Annotated in this window: 13 protein-coding genes and 2 pseudogenes; 6 read left to right on the top strand and 9 right to left on the bottom strand. The window is 36.2% G+C overall.

Translation table 11 applies throughout. The features are described 5' to 3' along the window. Nucleotides 1–1051 precede the first annotated feature (1051 nt). The 6 genes and pseudogenes from J7J00_RS19215 to J7J00_RS19240 all read right to left on the bottom strand — a co-directional run bounded on the left by J7J00_RS19215 (nt 1052) and on the right by J7J00_RS19240 (nt 7024). The gene (locus J7J00_RS19215; protein WP_214793608.1) at nt 1052–1888 is read right to left on the bottom strand and encodes an alpha/beta fold hydrolase; all 837 of its coding nucleotides are present in this window, start codon (nt 1886–1888) and stop codon (nt 1052–1054) included. Nucleotides 1889–2272: 384 nt separating this feature from the next. Beyond that, a complete protein-coding gene (locus J7J00_RS19220) occupies nt 2273–2884 on the bottom strand; it encodes an alpha/beta hydrolase (protein ID WP_214793611.1) in 612 nt (203 codons plus the stop codon). Next, entirely contained in the window at nt 2881–3852 is a 972-nt protein-coding gene (locus J7J00_RS19225; RefSeq protein ID WP_286201471.1) for a ring-cleaving dioxygenase, read from the bottom strand. Before J7J00_RS19225 ends, J7J00_RS19220 begins: the two co-directional genes overlap by 4 nt. Nucleotides 3853–3933: 81 nt before the next feature. Next, nucleotides 3934–4875 carry a ring-cleaving dioxygenase gene (locus tag J7J00_RS19230; protein WP_214793614.1) on the bottom strand — a complete coding sequence of 314 codons (942 nt, stop codon included), beginning with the start codon at nt 4873–4875 and terminating at the stop codon, nt 3934–3936. Between the two features lie 482 nt (nt 4876–5357). Further along, nucleotides 5358–5808: pseudogene (locus J7J00_RS19235) on the bottom strand (MarR family winged helix-turn-helix transcriptional regulator). Nucleotides 5809–5939: 131 nt separating this feature from the next. Then, a pseudogene (locus J7J00_RS19240) lies at nt 5940–7024 on the bottom strand (low temperature requirement protein A). Between the two features lie 268 nt (nt 7025–7292). On the opposite strand from J7J00_RS19240, the gene J7J00_RS19245 reads away from it, so the two are divergent. The 5 genes from J7J00_RS19245 to J7J00_RS19265 all read left to right on the top strand — a co-directional run bounded on the left by J7J00_RS19245 (nt 7293) and on the right by J7J00_RS19265 (nt 11893). Beyond that, complete coding sequence (locus J7J00_RS19245; RefSeq protein WP_214793618.1) at nt 7293–7850, top strand: NADPH-dependent FMN reductase; 558 nt, start codon at nt 7293–7295, stop codon at nt 7848–7850. Between the two features lie 188 nt (nt 7851–8038). Continuing rightward, nucleotides 8039–8683, top strand: coding sequence for an isochorismate family cysteine hydrolase YcaC (gene ycaC / locus J7J00_RS19250; RefSeq protein WP_214793620.1), 645 nt, complete (start codon nt 8039–8041; stop codon nt 8681–8683). A gap of 129 nt (nt 8684–8812) precedes the next feature. Further along, entirely contained in the window at nt 8813–9457 is a 645-nt protein-coding gene (locus J7J00_RS19255) for a hydrolase (RefSeq protein WP_214793623.1), read from the top strand. Then, the gene (locus J7J00_RS19260) at nt 9454–10047 is read left to right on the top strand and encodes an antibiotic biosynthesis monooxygenase (protein WP_214793626.1); all 594 of its coding nucleotides are present in this window, start codon (nt 9454–9456) and stop codon (nt 10045–10047) included. The genes J7J00_RS19255 and J7J00_RS19260 overlap by 4 nt, the downstream gene beginning before the upstream one ends. A gap of 13 nt (nt 10048–10060) precedes the next feature. Continuing rightward, entirely contained in the window at nt 10061–11893 is a 1833-nt protein-coding gene (locus tag J7J00_RS19265) for an amidohydrolase (protein ID WP_214793629.1), read from the top strand. A gap of 136 nt (nt 11894–12029) precedes the next feature. Here J7J00_RS19265 and J7J00_RS19270 read toward each other — a convergent pair whose 3' ends face one another. Both J7J00_RS19270 and J7J00_RS19275 read right to left on the bottom strand, forming a co-directional pair. Next, the gene (locus J7J00_RS19270; RefSeq protein WP_214793631.1) at nt 12030–12581 is read right to left on the bottom strand and encodes a GNAT family N-acetyltransferase; all 552 of its coding nucleotides are present in this window, start codon (nt 12579–12581) and stop codon (nt 12030–12032) included. A gap of 545 nt (nt 12582–13126) precedes the next feature. After that, entirely contained in the window at nt 13127–13810 is a 684-nt protein-coding gene (locus J7J00_RS19275) for a response regulator (protein ID WP_214793634.1), read from the bottom strand. Nucleotides 13811–14369: 559 nt separating this feature from the next. Between J7J00_RS19275 and J7J00_RS19280 the strand changes: the two genes are divergently transcribed. Further along, nucleotides 14370–14834: a hypothetical protein gene (locus J7J00_RS19280; RefSeq protein WP_214793637.1), complete on the top strand. Its 465-nt coding sequence runs from the start codon at nt 14370–14372 to the stop codon at nt 14832–14834. 167 nt (nt 14835–15001) lie between these two features. Here J7J00_RS19280 and J7J00_RS19285 read toward each other — a convergent pair whose 3' ends face one another. Next, nucleotides 15002–15229, bottom strand: a complete 228-nt coding sequence (locus J7J00_RS19285; protein WP_214793640.1) for an IS3 family transposase — start codon at nt 15227–15229, stop codon at nt 15002–15004. Between the last annotated feature and the right edge of the window lie 210 nt (nt 15230–15439).

Genomic DNA, 15439 nt, shown 5'->3' on the forward strand with positions numbered 1-15439 from the left:
GTACCACCTTCGGCAGTAAGGACTTTGTTTTGTTTCGCAAACTCATCCAATGATACCTAGCCTTATATGAAGTTCGTGTTCCTCAGACCGAAGGTTTGCCGCTTGCTTCCTTCAGATTCCACGTCACCGTGGACACCCTTGCATTAAGCTAACCACTACTACTGCCTTCATGGTTCGGGACTTTCACCCTATAGATTGCACCCATGCCGGGCGCACGAAAAAGCTGCCTTAAAGACAGCTCTGATCTTCAGCTAACGCACCTTTTAGTAAATAAGTTCAGCCAGATATTTTTGGTTGAACCCACTAATTCACTGTCGGTCCACTATTTGGCGAATAATTCAGCATATCTCCACCAATTACGAAGCTTTATATATGGAGAACTAAATCATAAGCTTAGTAGGGGTAGTACCAACGAGGCTGTCACCACCAGCAATAAGGAAATGTCAAGATTACAATAAGTTATTTAAATTTAATACTTCAAACAGGCATACCCCCGTCCTGTTTTAGATGGGGGTAAATTAAAGTTGTTAAATTTTTTATAAAGTATGCTTTAGCATTAAAGTCGTTTAAAAATCTAAGTTTTACTCCGCAATCGCTCCCGATTCTTGAATAAGTAGTTACCAACTATTAGCTGGTTTTGTGGAACAACCAAAAAGAGCCGTAGAAGGAAAATAACACTAGAGTTCACGAAAAAATATTCATACATTATATATTATATCTGCATTTCTAATTGGTTTCTCTATATTCAAGTAATGTTTTTCTCCTAACCAGTATCTTCTTTTATATTTATTTAGTCTAGCTTGACACCGAATTCATGCCAAGGAAGTTGCTTAAATTTCGTGCCTAACTTTTTGGGTTCAGATCTGAAGATCCTTTTGTGATGCTTTTTCAACTAAAGTGCATGAGACTAAGGAGTTATTTTACTGCTTTAACATTTTGTCTTTTGTTATTATGGTCACTTCTAGCAAACCCTCCACACCGTCTCATACGATAAAATTAAGAGTTTTTCTACAACCTTATAAAAAAGAAAGAAGACTGCTACTCCTTCTTATTAATCTTTTAAAAATGTTAGTAACGCTTCATTAAATTCTTTTGCATGAGTTGCGTTTAATCCATGCGGACCACCCTTTATTAGAGCGAGCTTACTACTAGGAATGGAATCATATGTACGTTTTCCACTTAACTCAAAAGGTACGGTTGCATCAGAGTCACCGTGAATAATAAGCGTAGGTATATTGAACTTTTCCAAGTCCTTTCTAAAATCTGTCTTACTAAAGGCAGTAATACAATCGAGCGTTCCCTTAGGTGATGCACTAGCTGCAATATCCCGATTATATAAACGGAATGGCTCACTAACTAAATCTGTTCGATTGCCAGCCGCGAAAAATCCCTTCGTAAATTCTTCAAGAAATGCAAGGCGGTCATTTATCACGCCACTTTTGAATTCTTCAATTGCTGCATCATCTAATGCCCCTTCGGGATGTACCACTGATTTGTATAAATAAGGAGGAACTGCTCCAGCAAAAACAGCCTTTTCAATACGATCTGTTCCATACGTACTAATGTATCGAGCTACCTCACCTCCACCCATAGAAAAACCAACAAGTGTGACATTTTGAAGATCTAAATGTTCTAAAAGTTGATGTAAATCAGAAGCAAATGTATCATATTCATATCCTTCCCACGGCTGAGATGATTTTCCAAATCCTCGACGATCATATGTTATGACTCTGTAACCAGCTTCAATAAGAGCTGGTACCTGATATTCCCAAGAGCGCCCACTTAAAGGCCAACCATGTATTAAGACAACGGGTTTTCCTGAACCATGGTCCTCATAATAGAGTTCAACTGGAGCTTGATTTTCATTACCTACAGTAACTTTTGCCATATAAATTTCCTCCCCATTAATTTTCATTATTAAACCTATATTCTTGCCTCTCTGATCAAAAAACTCTTTACTCAAAAAACATTTAAAATATATTATTTTGAATAGTGTTTATAGGATAATAATATTCCATACTATCAAAAAATGTAAAATTATGTAAAAATAAACATTAAATCAATTAATATATTAGATTATAATTTATTTGTAAAAAACATTTAAATCAAGGTGTATAAATTATTGAAAAACTGGAAAATCGAATTAGAGATTTCTAAGCAACTCCAAAAAGTTGAAATGAGGAATCACAGCCCTCCCTAATTACATCAAGGCTTATTTGTCGATTTCACGCTGTAAATTTTAAGTTATTTACAAAAAAATTAATTTGTATTACTAAAGTTTAAAAGACCTACGATACCAGTGAGCCGCAGCTTCAACTTCATCAGCAGTCAATTGATGCCCCCTATTTTCCCAATGAATTTCAACTTTTGCATTAGCCTTCTCCAATAAAGATTGAAGTTCGGTAGATTCCATCGGCGAACATATGGGATCATTTTTACCAGCAGCAATAAATACTGACTTTCCCAACAAATCAGGAAGAACAATTCCTTTTCTCGGTACCATCGGGTGATGGAGAATTGCTCCCTTTAATGCATTTTGATAGTGAAATAATAAACTAGCAGCTATATTAGCTCCATTTGAGTAGCCAATAGCAATGATGTTTTCTCGATCAAAATTATACTTTGCAGCAGAATCATCAAGAAACTGATTTAATTCTTCCGTACGGAAAATCAGATCTTCTTCATCGAATACACCTTCAGCTAATCTCCGAAAGAATCGAGGCATTCCATTTTCCAATACATTTCCGCGGACACTTAGCACTGAAGCTTCGTCATCAATTCTTCCCGCTATAGGTAATAAATCTAATTCATTTCCGCCAGTACCATGTAGTAATAATAACGTCGGTTTTGTTATATCTTTACCCTTATTAAATATATGTTTCATGATTGATCTCCCTCTAGAACGCGAACTTCCACAGTAGGTAAGGCTTCTTCTAATTCTTCTCGTTTTGGCTCCAGCCAAGATGGTAACATCAGTTTATTTCCAAGCTCAGCGACAGCTTCATCAACAGAAAAGCCTGGCGGATCGGTCGCTATTTCAAAAAGGATACCGCCTTGTTCATGGAAATACACAGCTTTGAAGTAGTTTCGATCACGAATCTCAGTCGGATAATACTCCTTATCTTGAAGAAGTGTTCTCCATCTCAAAAGCTCTTGTTCATCCTTTGCCCTCCATGCGATATGGTGAACAGTTCCAGCCCCTTTTAACCCGCGAACCGAAGGAGTTAGTTTAATATCAATTGTATTTCCAAACTGACCCTCAGATTTAAACCTAAGGAAGCTCGCTTCTTGCCCAAGACATTCGAGCCCTAATACCTTTTCAAGCACATTCGCAGTTTTATTAGGCTGAGTTGAAATTAAAATAGCACCACCAAGCCCTTTAATTGCAACCTCTGAATCGACTTCTCCAAAACTCCAATTATTTTTTGGCCCTTCATTTCGTTCCACTAATTCAATTTCGAGGCCATCTGGATTTTGAAATTGTAAATATTTTTCTCCAAAACGTACTGATTGAATAAACCTAATTCTAAATTTTTTCAAACGATTTTCCCAAAATTCAATCGATTGATTCGGGATGTTAAAACTGGTTACTCCAACCTGTCCTGTACCAATTCGACCTTTTAACTGCTTTGGCCACGGAAAAAAAGTTATAACAGATCCAGGTTGACCAGTTTCATTTCCAAAATAAAGATGATAGACTTCTGGACGATCAAAGTTTATCGTCTTTTTTACAAGTCTTAACCCCAGTATGCCAGCATAAAAATCAATACTTCTCTGGGCATCGTTCACCATTGCTGTTATATGATGGATCCCTGTTGTTTTTTGCAACCTCACCATTCCTATTCTTTTCATTACTTTGATCAAGAAATTAATTAGGTCTCTCTATAGAATAAATCTCACCTAATTTTGCATAATTTGTACCAGCTAACCAACTCACAACTCTAATTCTCTTACCTCAAATGGTAATAAACTTTGTTTAATCTGCCCTCTAAACTCTTCATACTGCTCTGGCAACATTAATTTTTCTCCCATCGTCGCTTCGGATTCATCGTGGGCAAATCCTGGAGGATCTGTTGCAATCTCAAAGAGAATTTCCCCGTGTTCTTTAAAGTAAATCGCATTAAAATAGTTTCGATCTCGTACAGGAGTTACCCCATATCCATTTTCCTCAACATATTTTTGCCATTCCAATTGGTCTTGATCATCCTTTGCCCGCCATGCAATGTGGTGTACGGTTCCAGCACCCATTGTCCCGCGTCCTATTGGCGTTAATTTTAAGTCAATGACATTGCCAATTTCTGCTGAAGAACGGTAACGTGCAAAGTCGCCTTCCTTGCCTATTAATTCTAGTCCCAATATGTTTTCTAACAATACAGCCGTTTTGTCAGGATAGGTCGATAATAAAGTAGCACCGCCAAAGCCTTTAATAGCTACCTCAGGTGTTACCCCGCCAAAGGTCCATGTATTTACTTCCCCTTCTTCCCTTTCAACAATTTCCAAGTGTAGCCCATGAGGGTCATCAAATTCCAAGTATTCCTCGCTAAAGCGCTCCCTTACAGTAAAAGGAATAGTGAAGGATTCCAGTCTTTTTTTCCAGAACTTCATAGCTCCTTTTGGAACAACATAAGATGTAACGCCTACTTGACCATCACCAATTTTTCCTTGACTAGCTCCTGCCCATGGAAAAAATGTCATGATTGTTCCTGGTTTTCCACCCTCATTACCAAAATAAAGATGGTAGGTACCTGGGTCATCAAAATTGACAGTTTTTTTCACTAAACGTAAACCTAATACACCTGCATAGAAATCAACATTCTCTTGAGGATGACCAACAATTGCAGTAATGTGGTGAATACCCATCGTTTTTTTACTCATTTTATTTTCACTCCCATTTTTATTTCTGGTTAGACACTACCTTAAAAAGCATCGCCAATTTGTCGATAATTGTATATACGACTTTATGGGTGTTTTTTCCTTTGTCCGAAGTTTTTTATTGTCTATAAATATTGGATCTTTAATTTTATTAAAAAAAGAAGCATGGAAATTATTCACAATACCCATTATTAAGTTGGTTAAATAAAGGGGTATCGCCCAACATTTTCGATATCAAAGTGATATTGATGATATATGATTTCCAATGATTCATATGAAATAGGTCAGAAGGAGAAAAAAGTTATAATTGAGGTTGACATTATTGAAGTTTTCACCAGGAAGCTATATTGAATTAGCGATTACTATTTGAAATAGCAAGAAGATTCACCTTTATTCAATCAGAAGTAGATAACTTTGCAACAACGACTACTTTTAATCACTCACTTGAAGTTGAATAGCGCTTTTGAGTTTACAAGTATTTACAATTAGTGATGATTTTGAATTTTCCTAAGTAAATCTAGAAGCTGTTTTTTTTCCTTATAATTCAAGTTGGAAAATTGTGATGCCTGAAATTGTTCTTGTTTCGAAACAACTTCATTTAAAAAATCTTTGCCTACCTCAGTCAATGAAAGGTATTTTGTTTTCCAATCCTGTTTCCGATTAATAAATCCCAAATATTCCATTTTACTTAAAAGCTGAGTAATATTTCCTTTCGTAACAAAAAGCTTATTTGCTAGTTCTTGTTGTGACAATCGTTCATGAGAACCCACTTGAACTAAGATATCGAATTGAGCTGCAGTTAGATTCCATTTTTTAAAATGTTGATTGAATTCCCGGATACTCTGGTTATATATTCGTGTTATTTCGAAACCATAACATTAATCCTAGCCGTTCCTCTTTTTTAGTTGAGAACCGATTCGTTATATTATCTTTCATCAATGTCACCTCATTCTTATTTGTTACAAACAATTTATGGATAAACTGATTTAATGTCAAATGTAAAAACTACCAATATATACAAATAAACCAGCACTATAGTTTGATACTGGTTTATTTGATGCTTTTATTTATATAGTTGTTAATTTAGCATAGATGATAAAAAACAGGGTTAATTGTCCTATTATCATAATATTTGGTATAACTACAAACAAATTAATACCGAAAAAGACTGCTAAAATCCCTAAAAACAAGCAAAAATGATGAATTTTCAAACGGTGTTGCTCAAACCTGTATTGATGAAAAACAATTGTAGTTGACAGGAAATAGAGCAATACAGAACCAAAAATAAAATATAGGATAAAAGAATATTGGACCTCATGTAAAAATAATAGTCTAATGGATGCTGCAACCATACTCAAAGACATTAAACAGATGACCGTAAATAATAATTTGACCGGAAGTTTGTCTAGACTTGTCGAGTTTTTTCTCCATGTTATCAAAATATTGCCACCACATCGAAATAATGAGGATAAATGAAATGATTGCAAAGCTTATTGAATCCAAATTTCCTTGTTTAGGTTGAATGACCGCAAGAGTGCTTATAAGCTTCCCCAAAGAGAATAATGGAAAATAGACCAAATCTCTCTAACAAGTGGGCTGTATTTGTCGGAACCTTTTCTAAACACTTTCTTCCAAGCAGTGGGACAATAATATCGATAAGAATTCCCAAATACAACACAGCATATCGAATCCAAGAATCAAAAAAGACGGATAATAATGAAATAACGATTCCTATCCAAAAATATCTTCCCAAAAAAAGAGCTGCTCGCTTACGAACACCTGTTTCTATCTGCTGGACAATAAGATATTGGATTGCAGTCACAGCCCTTAAGCCAATATAACCAATTAAAAAAGAAAGATAATAAGGATCAAAATCAGCTGATAAGCTTGATGTCATTATTAGGACAAAAAACATTTGTAGGATCAAAAAGATTCGTTGATGAAATAAATCTTTTCCAAACCGGTTAACAAAGATGGTTTGCCCTACCCAAGCCCACCAGATCGGAATAAAAATTAAGACAAACTTTACTAAATACTCTGCATGGATATGACCATCTTCAACATGAAGTAAAACATGAGTCGCAGCCGCAACCGCTGCCACAAATAACAAATCATAAAAGAGTTCTAGCCACGTCACTTTCTTTTCTTCCATTTCTGCACTCCCTCCAATTTTTTTATAGTTACTAGTATGCTGGAAATATATAGTGATTGGAAGAGAAAATAATATAGACATAGACCATTTGCCATAGCTTGCAATACACGAGCCAATAATAAGAAAACTAATCAGAATTTCTTACATCCTAAATTTTTTGTGATAAACACTTCTTCAAATTAAATAGTCTGAAGGTTAGGTATAAAGCCATTTTTTCATTTTAGCATATTATGGTAAAATGAGTTGATTTTAGAATAGGAGGAAATATATGACTAAGACAATAGGCCTTATTTGTGGTAGTTTACGAAAAAACTCTTATAATCGAATCATTGCTCAATCATTAACAGAGATGGATGATTCCCATCAATTTCGTTGGATCGAGATTAATGATCTACCTTTATTCAATGAAGACTTAGAAACAAGTGTTCCAGAAACAGTGACATCATTTAAATCTGCTATCCAGGACGTTGACGGTATCATTATTATAAGTCCAGAGTACAATTCTGGAATTCCAGGCGTATTAAAGAATGCATTGGACTGGGCATCAAGACCTAGGGAATCCGCTGTTCTTAGTAGAAAACCGGTTGGTTTAATTGGTGCAACTCCTGGGGGATTAGGTACTGTTTATGCTCAAATACAAATCAGAGAAATACTAGAAGCTATGCAAGCTCATGTTCTTCCATTTCAAAAAGTGCTGATTTCCCAAGTACATGAAAAGATTGATTCCAATCAGAAAGTGCTTACTGACGAAAAGACAAAACGTTATCTTCAGCTTTATTTACAACAATTTATAAATTGGATAGATAAAACTCCTGCTTTAGATTAATAGAAGCACTTTTCAAAAATAGTCTAATTGTTTTTTCTAACTTTTGAGGAAATTATTGACTTGTCTTGAGTTTATATCTAAACTAACATTAACAATCAGTTTAGTCATAAATCGATTGTAACAAACGAAGGAATTTATAATAATATTTAAACTTTCTTCGATTACTTAATTTTTAGGAGGAATACATAATGTCTGATCTCTATTCTCGTATTTCCAAAGATGATGCTGTCGTTCTTTTAGTGGATCATCAAACTGGCCTTATGGCTGGACTAGTTCGTGACTATGGTGTTGATGAATTTAAGAACAATGTTTTGGCTCTTGCTCACACTGCTAAGTTTTTTGATTTACCAGTTATTTTAACAACAAGCTTTGAAAACGGACCTAATGGACCACTAATGCAAGAATTGGTTGATCTTTTTCCTAACGCGCCAAAAATAGCTCGTCCTGGACAAATTAACGCATGGGATAATGATGACTTTGTAAAAGCAATCGAAAAAACTGGAAAAAAACAACTTATTATCGCGGGCGTAGTTACGGATGTTTGCGTTGCTTTCCCGGCACTTTCCGCTATAAAAGCTGGGTATGAAGTATTTGCTGTTACAGATGCTTCAGGAACTTTCAGTAAACAAGTTGCAGAAGCTGCCAATACGCGTATGGCACATAGTGGCGTGCAACTTATGAACTGGTTTAGCGTAGCGTGCGAATTACAACGCGATTGGCGCAACGATGTCGAAGGTTTTGGCAATTTACTTGCTAGTAATCTTCCAGGTTATCAGAATATAATTGGAAGCTATATGGGAGCTCAGCGAGATCTTAGTAAACAAAATGCATAAATTTAGCGCTGATTTAATCAGCGCTCCTTTTTAAATAAGAAGTATAGCAAGGCTTTTATTTTTTCGATTATAGCTGAAACTAATAATTGCCTTTAAGATGAAACAATTTAAAAGAAGGAGTGTTTTATTATGAGTAATTTAGAATTGTTAACCCCGGAGAACAGTGCATTAATTTTGATCGATTTTCAGCCTCAAATGACTTTTGGAGTTGCAAGCATTGACAGACAAACATTAATGAATAACGTTATGCTGCTTGCTAAATCAGCAAAAGCTTTTAACGTACCTACTATTCTTACTTCAGTTGAAACACAAAGCTTTTCTGGTTATTTTTGGCCACAAATTCTTGACATTTTCCCAAACCATGAAATTATAGAACGTAGTTCAATGAACTCTTGGGAAGATTCAAAATTTGTTGAGGCAGTTAAAGCAACAGGTAGAAAGAAATTGATATTTGCAGCACTTTGGACTGAAGTTTGCCTTGCATTTCCTGTGCTTGAAGCAATTAAAGCTGGCTATGAAGTTTATGCAGTTGATGATGCTTCAGGTGGTACTAGTTTGACAGCACATAACGCTGCTATGCGTCGTGTAGAACAAGCTGGAGCAATTCCAGTGACAGCAATTCAAGTTTTACTTGAATACCAACGTGACTGGGCACGCAAAGACACTTATGATGCTGTTATGGAAATTGTAAAAGAACACACTGGTGCTTATGGTCAAGGCGTGGAATACGCATATACCATGGTACATGGCGCGCCTCCAAGCAGGAAAATATGAATCAAGAAAGAGTAACTGTCGGAGAAACTCATACAGGGAACACTATGGATGCTGGTGGTCCAGTAACAACGATTGTTACATGGGAAATTCAAGAAGGTAGAGAAAAACAGTTTGAAACGTGGAGACATGAAATTGAAGTTGCGGCTACTAAATTTCCTGGGCATTTAGGCGTAAATCTAATAGTCCCCAATAACGGATCCAGAGAGTATACTGTTGTTTTTCGCTTTGATACGTATGAGCATCTACGTGCTTGGCAAGAATCAGATATTCGTCGAGATTTGTTAAAAAAGGCAGAACCATTTCAAGCTACTAATCCAACTTACAAAACTGAAAGCAGTTTGGCTTATTGGTTTGTTACTCCGAAATCGCCAGTTCCACCGCCAAAATGGAAAATGTCCATTGTTACCGTTCTTGGTGTATGGCCTCTTAGCAAGTTGGTTCCTATAGTGATAGGACCTATTATAAAAAATATGAATCCTATTATGTCAACTTTTTTTGTTTCAGTATGTATAGTGTCTTTGCTATCATGGGTAGTAATGCCGATTCTCGGTAAAATATTTCATCCATGGTTACAGAATAATAGGAAGTAGACGAGGTGTAAACATGAATTTACCGGATATGATCTTATATAACGGAAAAATCACTACCCTTGACCCATCTCAACCTGAGGTATCGGCTATCGCCATAACTGATGGTTTAATCACTGCAGTAGGTGGAGATGAGCTTCTTGATAGTGCCACAGAAAAAACCAAAAAAATAGACCTTAAAAGAAAGAGAGCTATTCCGGGCTTGAATGACTCTCATATACACGTTATTCGTGGCGGTCTTCATTATAATATGGAATTGCGCTGGGAAGGTGTGCCATCACTTGCTATTGCTCTGGAAATGCTTAGAGAGCAGGCAAGGCGTACACCTGCTCCCCAGTGGGTAAGAGTAGTTGGAGGTTGGTCTGAATTTCAATTTAAAGAAAGACGGATGCCAACTTTGGAAGAGATTAATGCTGTTTCTGAAGACACACCTGTCTTTGTGCTACATCTTTACGATAGAGCACTTGTAAATCGTGCAGGGTTGCGTGCACTGGGATACACAAAAGATACCCCAGACCCTCCGGGCTGTTTAATTCAGCGAGATAAACGAGGTAATCCAACGGGTCTTTTAATTGCCAATCCTAACGCTTCTATTCTATATTCAAGTTTGGGTAGAGCTCCAGTACTTAATATTGACGACCAGATTAACTCTACTCGCCATTTTATGCGCGAATTAAATAGATTAGGTATCACAAGTGCCATTGACGCAGGTGGTGGATTCCAAAATTATCCTGATGATTACAAAGTTGTTGAACATTTAGCCGAGAAGGATCAATTAACTTTGCGTATTGCTTATAATCTATTTACGCAAAATCCAGATCATGAATATGAAGACTTTGCTTCATGGGCAAAAATTGTTTCTCCGGGTCAAGGAAATGATAAGTATAAAATGAATGGTGCCGGAGAAATGTTAGTATTCTCGGCGGCCGATTTTGAAAAATTTCAAATGCCGCGTCCCGACCTAGCTACGGTGATGGAAGCTGACTTAAAGAAAGTAATTTCTCTATTGGTGGAAAACCGTTGGCCATTCCGTTTACATGCAACTTATGACGAGTCAATAACACGTTTCTTAAATGTTTTTGAGGAAGTCAACAGAGAAATTCCTTTTAATGGTCTACGCTGGTGGTTTGACCATGCAGAAACAATCTCAGATCGTAGTATGGAACGTGTTAAGGCATTAAATGGCGGTATTGCCATCCAAGACCGCATGGCTTTCCAAGGTGAATACTTTGTTGATTTATACGGAAAGGAAGCTGCAAAGCATACTCCTCCGATTTATCGTATGCTAGACCTGGGTATACCTGTTGGCGCCGGTAGTGATGCAACGAGGGTTTCCAGCTATAACCCTTGGGTTGCTCTTTACTGGATGGTTGCAGGAAAAACCATTGGTGGTCTTTCGATATACGATGAAAAGAATAAACTTGACAGAAAAGTAGCCCTGGAACTATATTCCAAAGGAAGTGCATGGTTCTCCGGTGATGAAGATAAAAAGGGTACCCTTGCAGTAGGTCAGTTTGCTGATATTGCTGTATTGTCTGCTGACTACTTTACTGTGCCAGAAGAAGAAATCAAAGACCTTGAATCATTACTCACCATTATGGGTGGGCAGGTTGTTTATGGAAATGATGAATTTAAAAATTTATCACCTGAATTGCCGCCAGCATCACCTGATTGGTCACCGACGGGAGTTTATGGTTATGGTGGTGCTAACCTAGCCCATAATATACTTTCTCAGGATGCCCATGATCACAAACATAGTTGCAGTAACCCTCTCCATCAACACACTCATACCGTAATAGGAAAAGATGGAACTAAATGGGGTATTGGTTGTACTTGCTTTGCTTTCTAATAAGGGTTTGGGCCGAGGTCGGACCCAAACATAAAAAATGAAAAAAGCCTAACTTTCTCTTTAAAGAGAAAGTTAGCTTTTTTATATTATTTAATTAAAGCAAAAAACGAAACCAATTACAAATAAGCAGTATAATCTATAATCCTACTGAGTTAACAATTCCAAAATACACCAGATCTTCAAATCGATTTTCTTTCCTCACATGGTCAATTAATATCCCTTCTTTTTTCAATCCTAATTTTTGCATCACTCTTCCTGAAGCTGGATTTGAATTAAAGAAACGAGCAAATACTTTATGGTATTGCTTTTCTTCAAATGCAAAATTTAATATAGCTTGAGCTGCCTCTGTAGCATATCCATTTCCCCAAAATTTTTCACCAATCCAATAGGCTAATTCACCATTATTAAACTTTTGGTTGTTAGATAACGCTATAGCTCCATATAATTCTCCACTTTCCTTATCTGTTATAGCAAATTCATATGATTTATTAGCATTAAAATTATCAAGATGATGCTCAATCCATGATAAAGCATCATCTATAGAGTATGGATAAGGTAGGTACAATGTATTTTTATAAATATTATAATTATTACAAAGTTTAGTAACAGCTACTGCATCAGATTTTTGAAACAGTCTTAGTACTAGCCTTTTAGTGGTAATTGTTTTATTTAGATTATCATATATCATAAGAAATCCCCCATAATTTTGGATACTTATTCTTGCATATATTTAGTATAATTATCCAAAAGTTCTTATTCAACTAAACTGCCCCGTTAGTGCCATAAGAAAAAGGCTGCCTCAGCAACCTTCCTTATTGTAGTAAAGCACGCGTTAGTTTAAAAAACAATTTAATTATGTGAGTTATTTTCCCTGTTCCTTTTCCCAAGAGAAAAGGAAGAAGCTAAAAGAAATATCGTAGCTAATCCTACTCCAATAATCATAGAATAGTCGAAATAATTTTTAAGTGCCATGCCACTAGAAATAGCTACAATAAACAAAAGTAAAAAGAAAACCGTATAATTCTTTTTCATAATTCCTCACCATCCCTTTATCGATATTACCAAAAAAAATCAATTAAATTGTTGAACTAACCTGCCCTTCTCTTTTACCATAAATACGTAAAACAAAAATGGTTGAATAGTTTTATGCCGAGTTCGGCATCTAACAAAAAAAGTCCGTCTCTTCAGCACACATTGTGAGAACTGAAGAGCCGAACTTATCATAGGTTGAAATTATTTCACTTCTACCCAGCCGTTTTTAATAGCTAGAACAACAGCTTGTGTACGGTCATTTACATGCATTTTTTGAAGAATGTTACTCACATGGTTTTTGACTGTTTTTTCACTGATGTATAAAGTTTCGCCGATGGCACGGTTGCTCTTTCCGTCTGCTAAAAGTTGAAGAACTTCACACTCACGTCGAGTCAATAGGTGAATCGGTCTTCTGATTTCAACAGCATGCACGGAATCACGATCAGCACCCTTTTCAGCAGCTAAACGGCGATATCCTTTGACTAGATTATGTGTCACCTTCGGATGAAGGTATGAGCCACCTTCTGCGACTACACGAACAGCATCAATTAACGCATCTGCGTCCATTTCTTTTAACAGGTAACCTTGTGCTCCTGTTTTCAATGCGTGCTGTACATAGTTTTCATCATCATGAATCGATAAAATGGTGACTTTCGTTTCAGGGTAACGGTTTACAATCATTTTTGTCGCTTCTACCCCGTTCATATTCGGCATGTTAATATCCATGATAACAACATCTGGTTTGTGTGTTTCAACAAGATCCATAGCCTCACTTCCGTCATCGCCTTCGGCAACAACATCAAAGGATGATTCAAAATCTAATATACGCTTAACGCCTTCACGGAAAAGCTGATGGTCATCGATAATGATGATACTAGTCTTCAACGACTTCTTCCTCCTAATTTCTATTTAAATGCCTATTCACTAAAAATTTATAAATGATAGGGAATTTGTATAAACACCAAAGTGCCTGCCCCTGGTTGTGAATCAATCGTCATTTCGCCTTCAAGCAGCTCGACTCTTTCCCTTATGCCTACCAAGCCAAATGAACCATCTTTTTGATTGGAAGAATATAATTATAACACGTGCAAATTTTTCTTATATTAAAGTTTCTTAACACATACGGAACAAAACTGAATCTTCATTGCACACAGTACGAATAAATCGTGAACTAATTAAACTAAACTGTCCCTTTATTAAGGGTACTTTTTCACTTTAATTCGAATGTATGATTATTGTAATTCAAAAGGCCGCCAATTGGCGGCCCTCTTATGTCGCTAACGCACCCGTTAGTTTAAGTACAAACCTTCACAATCTTGCTAACCTGCCACGTTAGCTTAATAAGAAAAAACACATTAGTTGATAATTTTTGCCTTACAGAAATAAAACTAATAATTGAAATAAATTACATAGGACATATTAAATTTAAAATGGGAGGTACTATATGAAAATAAAACGATTTATTATGATAATACTTTTAGTTTCTAGTTTCACAATAAGTACAAACGTTGCTGCATCAAACACGAATGAGGAAAACAAAATACCTAATTTTCCCGAAGCAAATAGCTTTAATAACAGATACTTCAGCTATTTTATAACTGATTTATACCACAAGGAAATAATGGAAGCTTTTCAAAGTTATTATAAGAGCAAGGGATTAAAACCTACTGGCTACGGTCCGTCAAGCGAAGGCCCAGATTATGGAATGGTATCTATCTATTTTGGTAATGATTTTAGCGAAAAATTCTCATATATGCTAAAAGTGTCATTGTCACCTACAACAGATAAAAAAGTGTTAGGTAAAGATACTCTTTATTTTGCAGTTGAACCTAGTCGCCAATTGATGAAAGACTTACCGAAAGAATACGCTCCAATCAAATTGGTGAAATATGAACACAAAGAACCGTAAAAAAAGGACACATTCGTGTTCTTTTTTTACAGAAGGCTTCTAGAAATCTCATTTTATCCTACTTCTTCTTCAACTCCCTCAGTTTGATGCGAATATCTCTCGAATGCTCACTTATTCGTAGGATTTCATACCCCTTGTAATTAGTCTTACGGGTAAATGAAATGAGTTCAAATCAGCGCCTTGCTCATTAAGCGTTGAACACGCTTTAGACTTAGGGAAAACCCTTTGGTTAATAAGCTTTCATGAATTTTTGGAGCCCCATATCGTCCCTTGCTTTCCAGGTAAATGAGATGAATTTCCTTCGTGAGTTCTTGGTTTTCCTGTTCGCGATTTGATACGACTATTTGAAGGGACTGATAATGGCTGCTTCTTGGGATTTCTAGTATTTCACACATCTTCTGTACGGGATATTGTTTCTTGTGTTCCTCAATAAATTCGGTAAGATCTGTTTCGGTTACTTTTTCGCGAATATGGCCATAGCCTTTTTTAAGATTTCAACTTCTTGCTTTAACCGAAGGTTTTCCTTTTGAATGGCGGCTAATTCCTTTGGAGTCATGGACTCTTCCCCTAAACCGATTGGAGTAAATTCTTTAACCCATTTATAA

It is taken from the genome of Bacillus sp. ISL-4, from assembly GCF_018613275.1.
Lineage (GTDB): Bacteria > Bacillota > Bacilli > Bacillales > DSM-1321 > Peribacillus > Peribacillus simplex_E.

Coding starts and splice junctions, on each gene's coding strand:
- J7J00_RS19265 (WP_214793629.1), top strand. CDS start 10,061: ATGAATTTACCGGATATGATCTTATATAACGGAAAAATCACTACCCTT.
- J7J00_RS19220 (WP_214793611.1), bottom strand. CDS start 2,884: ATGAAACATATATTTAATAAGGGTAAAGATATAACAAAACCGACGTTA.
- J7J00_RS19225 (WP_286201471.1), bottom strand. CDS start 3,852: ATGAAAAGAATAGGAATGGTGAGGTTGCAAAAAACAACAGGGATCCAT.
- J7J00_RS19245 (WP_214793618.1), top strand. CDS start 7,293: ATGACTAAGACAATAGGCCTTATTTGTGGTAGTTTACGAAAAAACTCT.
- ycaC (WP_214793620.1), top strand. CDS start 8,039: ATGTCTGATCTCTATTCTCGTATTTCCAAAGATGATGCTGTCGTTCTT.
- J7J00_RS19215 (WP_214793608.1), bottom strand. CDS start 1,888: ATGGCAAAAGTTACTGTAGGTAATGAAAATCAAGCTCCAGTTGAACTC.
- J7J00_RS19270 (WP_214793631.1), bottom strand. CDS start 12,581: ATGATATATGATAATCTAAATAAAACAATTACCACTAAAAGGCTAGTA.
- J7J00_RS19230 (WP_214793614.1), bottom strand. CDS start 4,875: ATGAGTAAAAAAACGATGGGTATTCACCACATTACTGCAATTGTTGGT.
- J7J00_RS19255 (WP_214793623.1), top strand. CDS start 8,813: ATGAGTAATTTAGAATTGTTAACCCCGGAGAACAGTGCATTAATTTTG.
- J7J00_RS19260 (WP_214793626.1), top strand. CDS start 9,454: ATGAATCAAGAAAGAGTAACTGTCGGAGAAACTCATACAGGGAACACT.
- J7J00_RS19285 (WP_214793640.1), bottom strand. CDS start 15,229: ATGTGTGAAATACTAGAAATCCCAAGAAGCAGCCATTATCAGTCCCTT.
- J7J00_RS19280 (WP_214793637.1), top strand. CDS start 14,370: ATGAAAATAAAACGATTTATTATGATAATACTTTTAGTTTCTAGTTTC.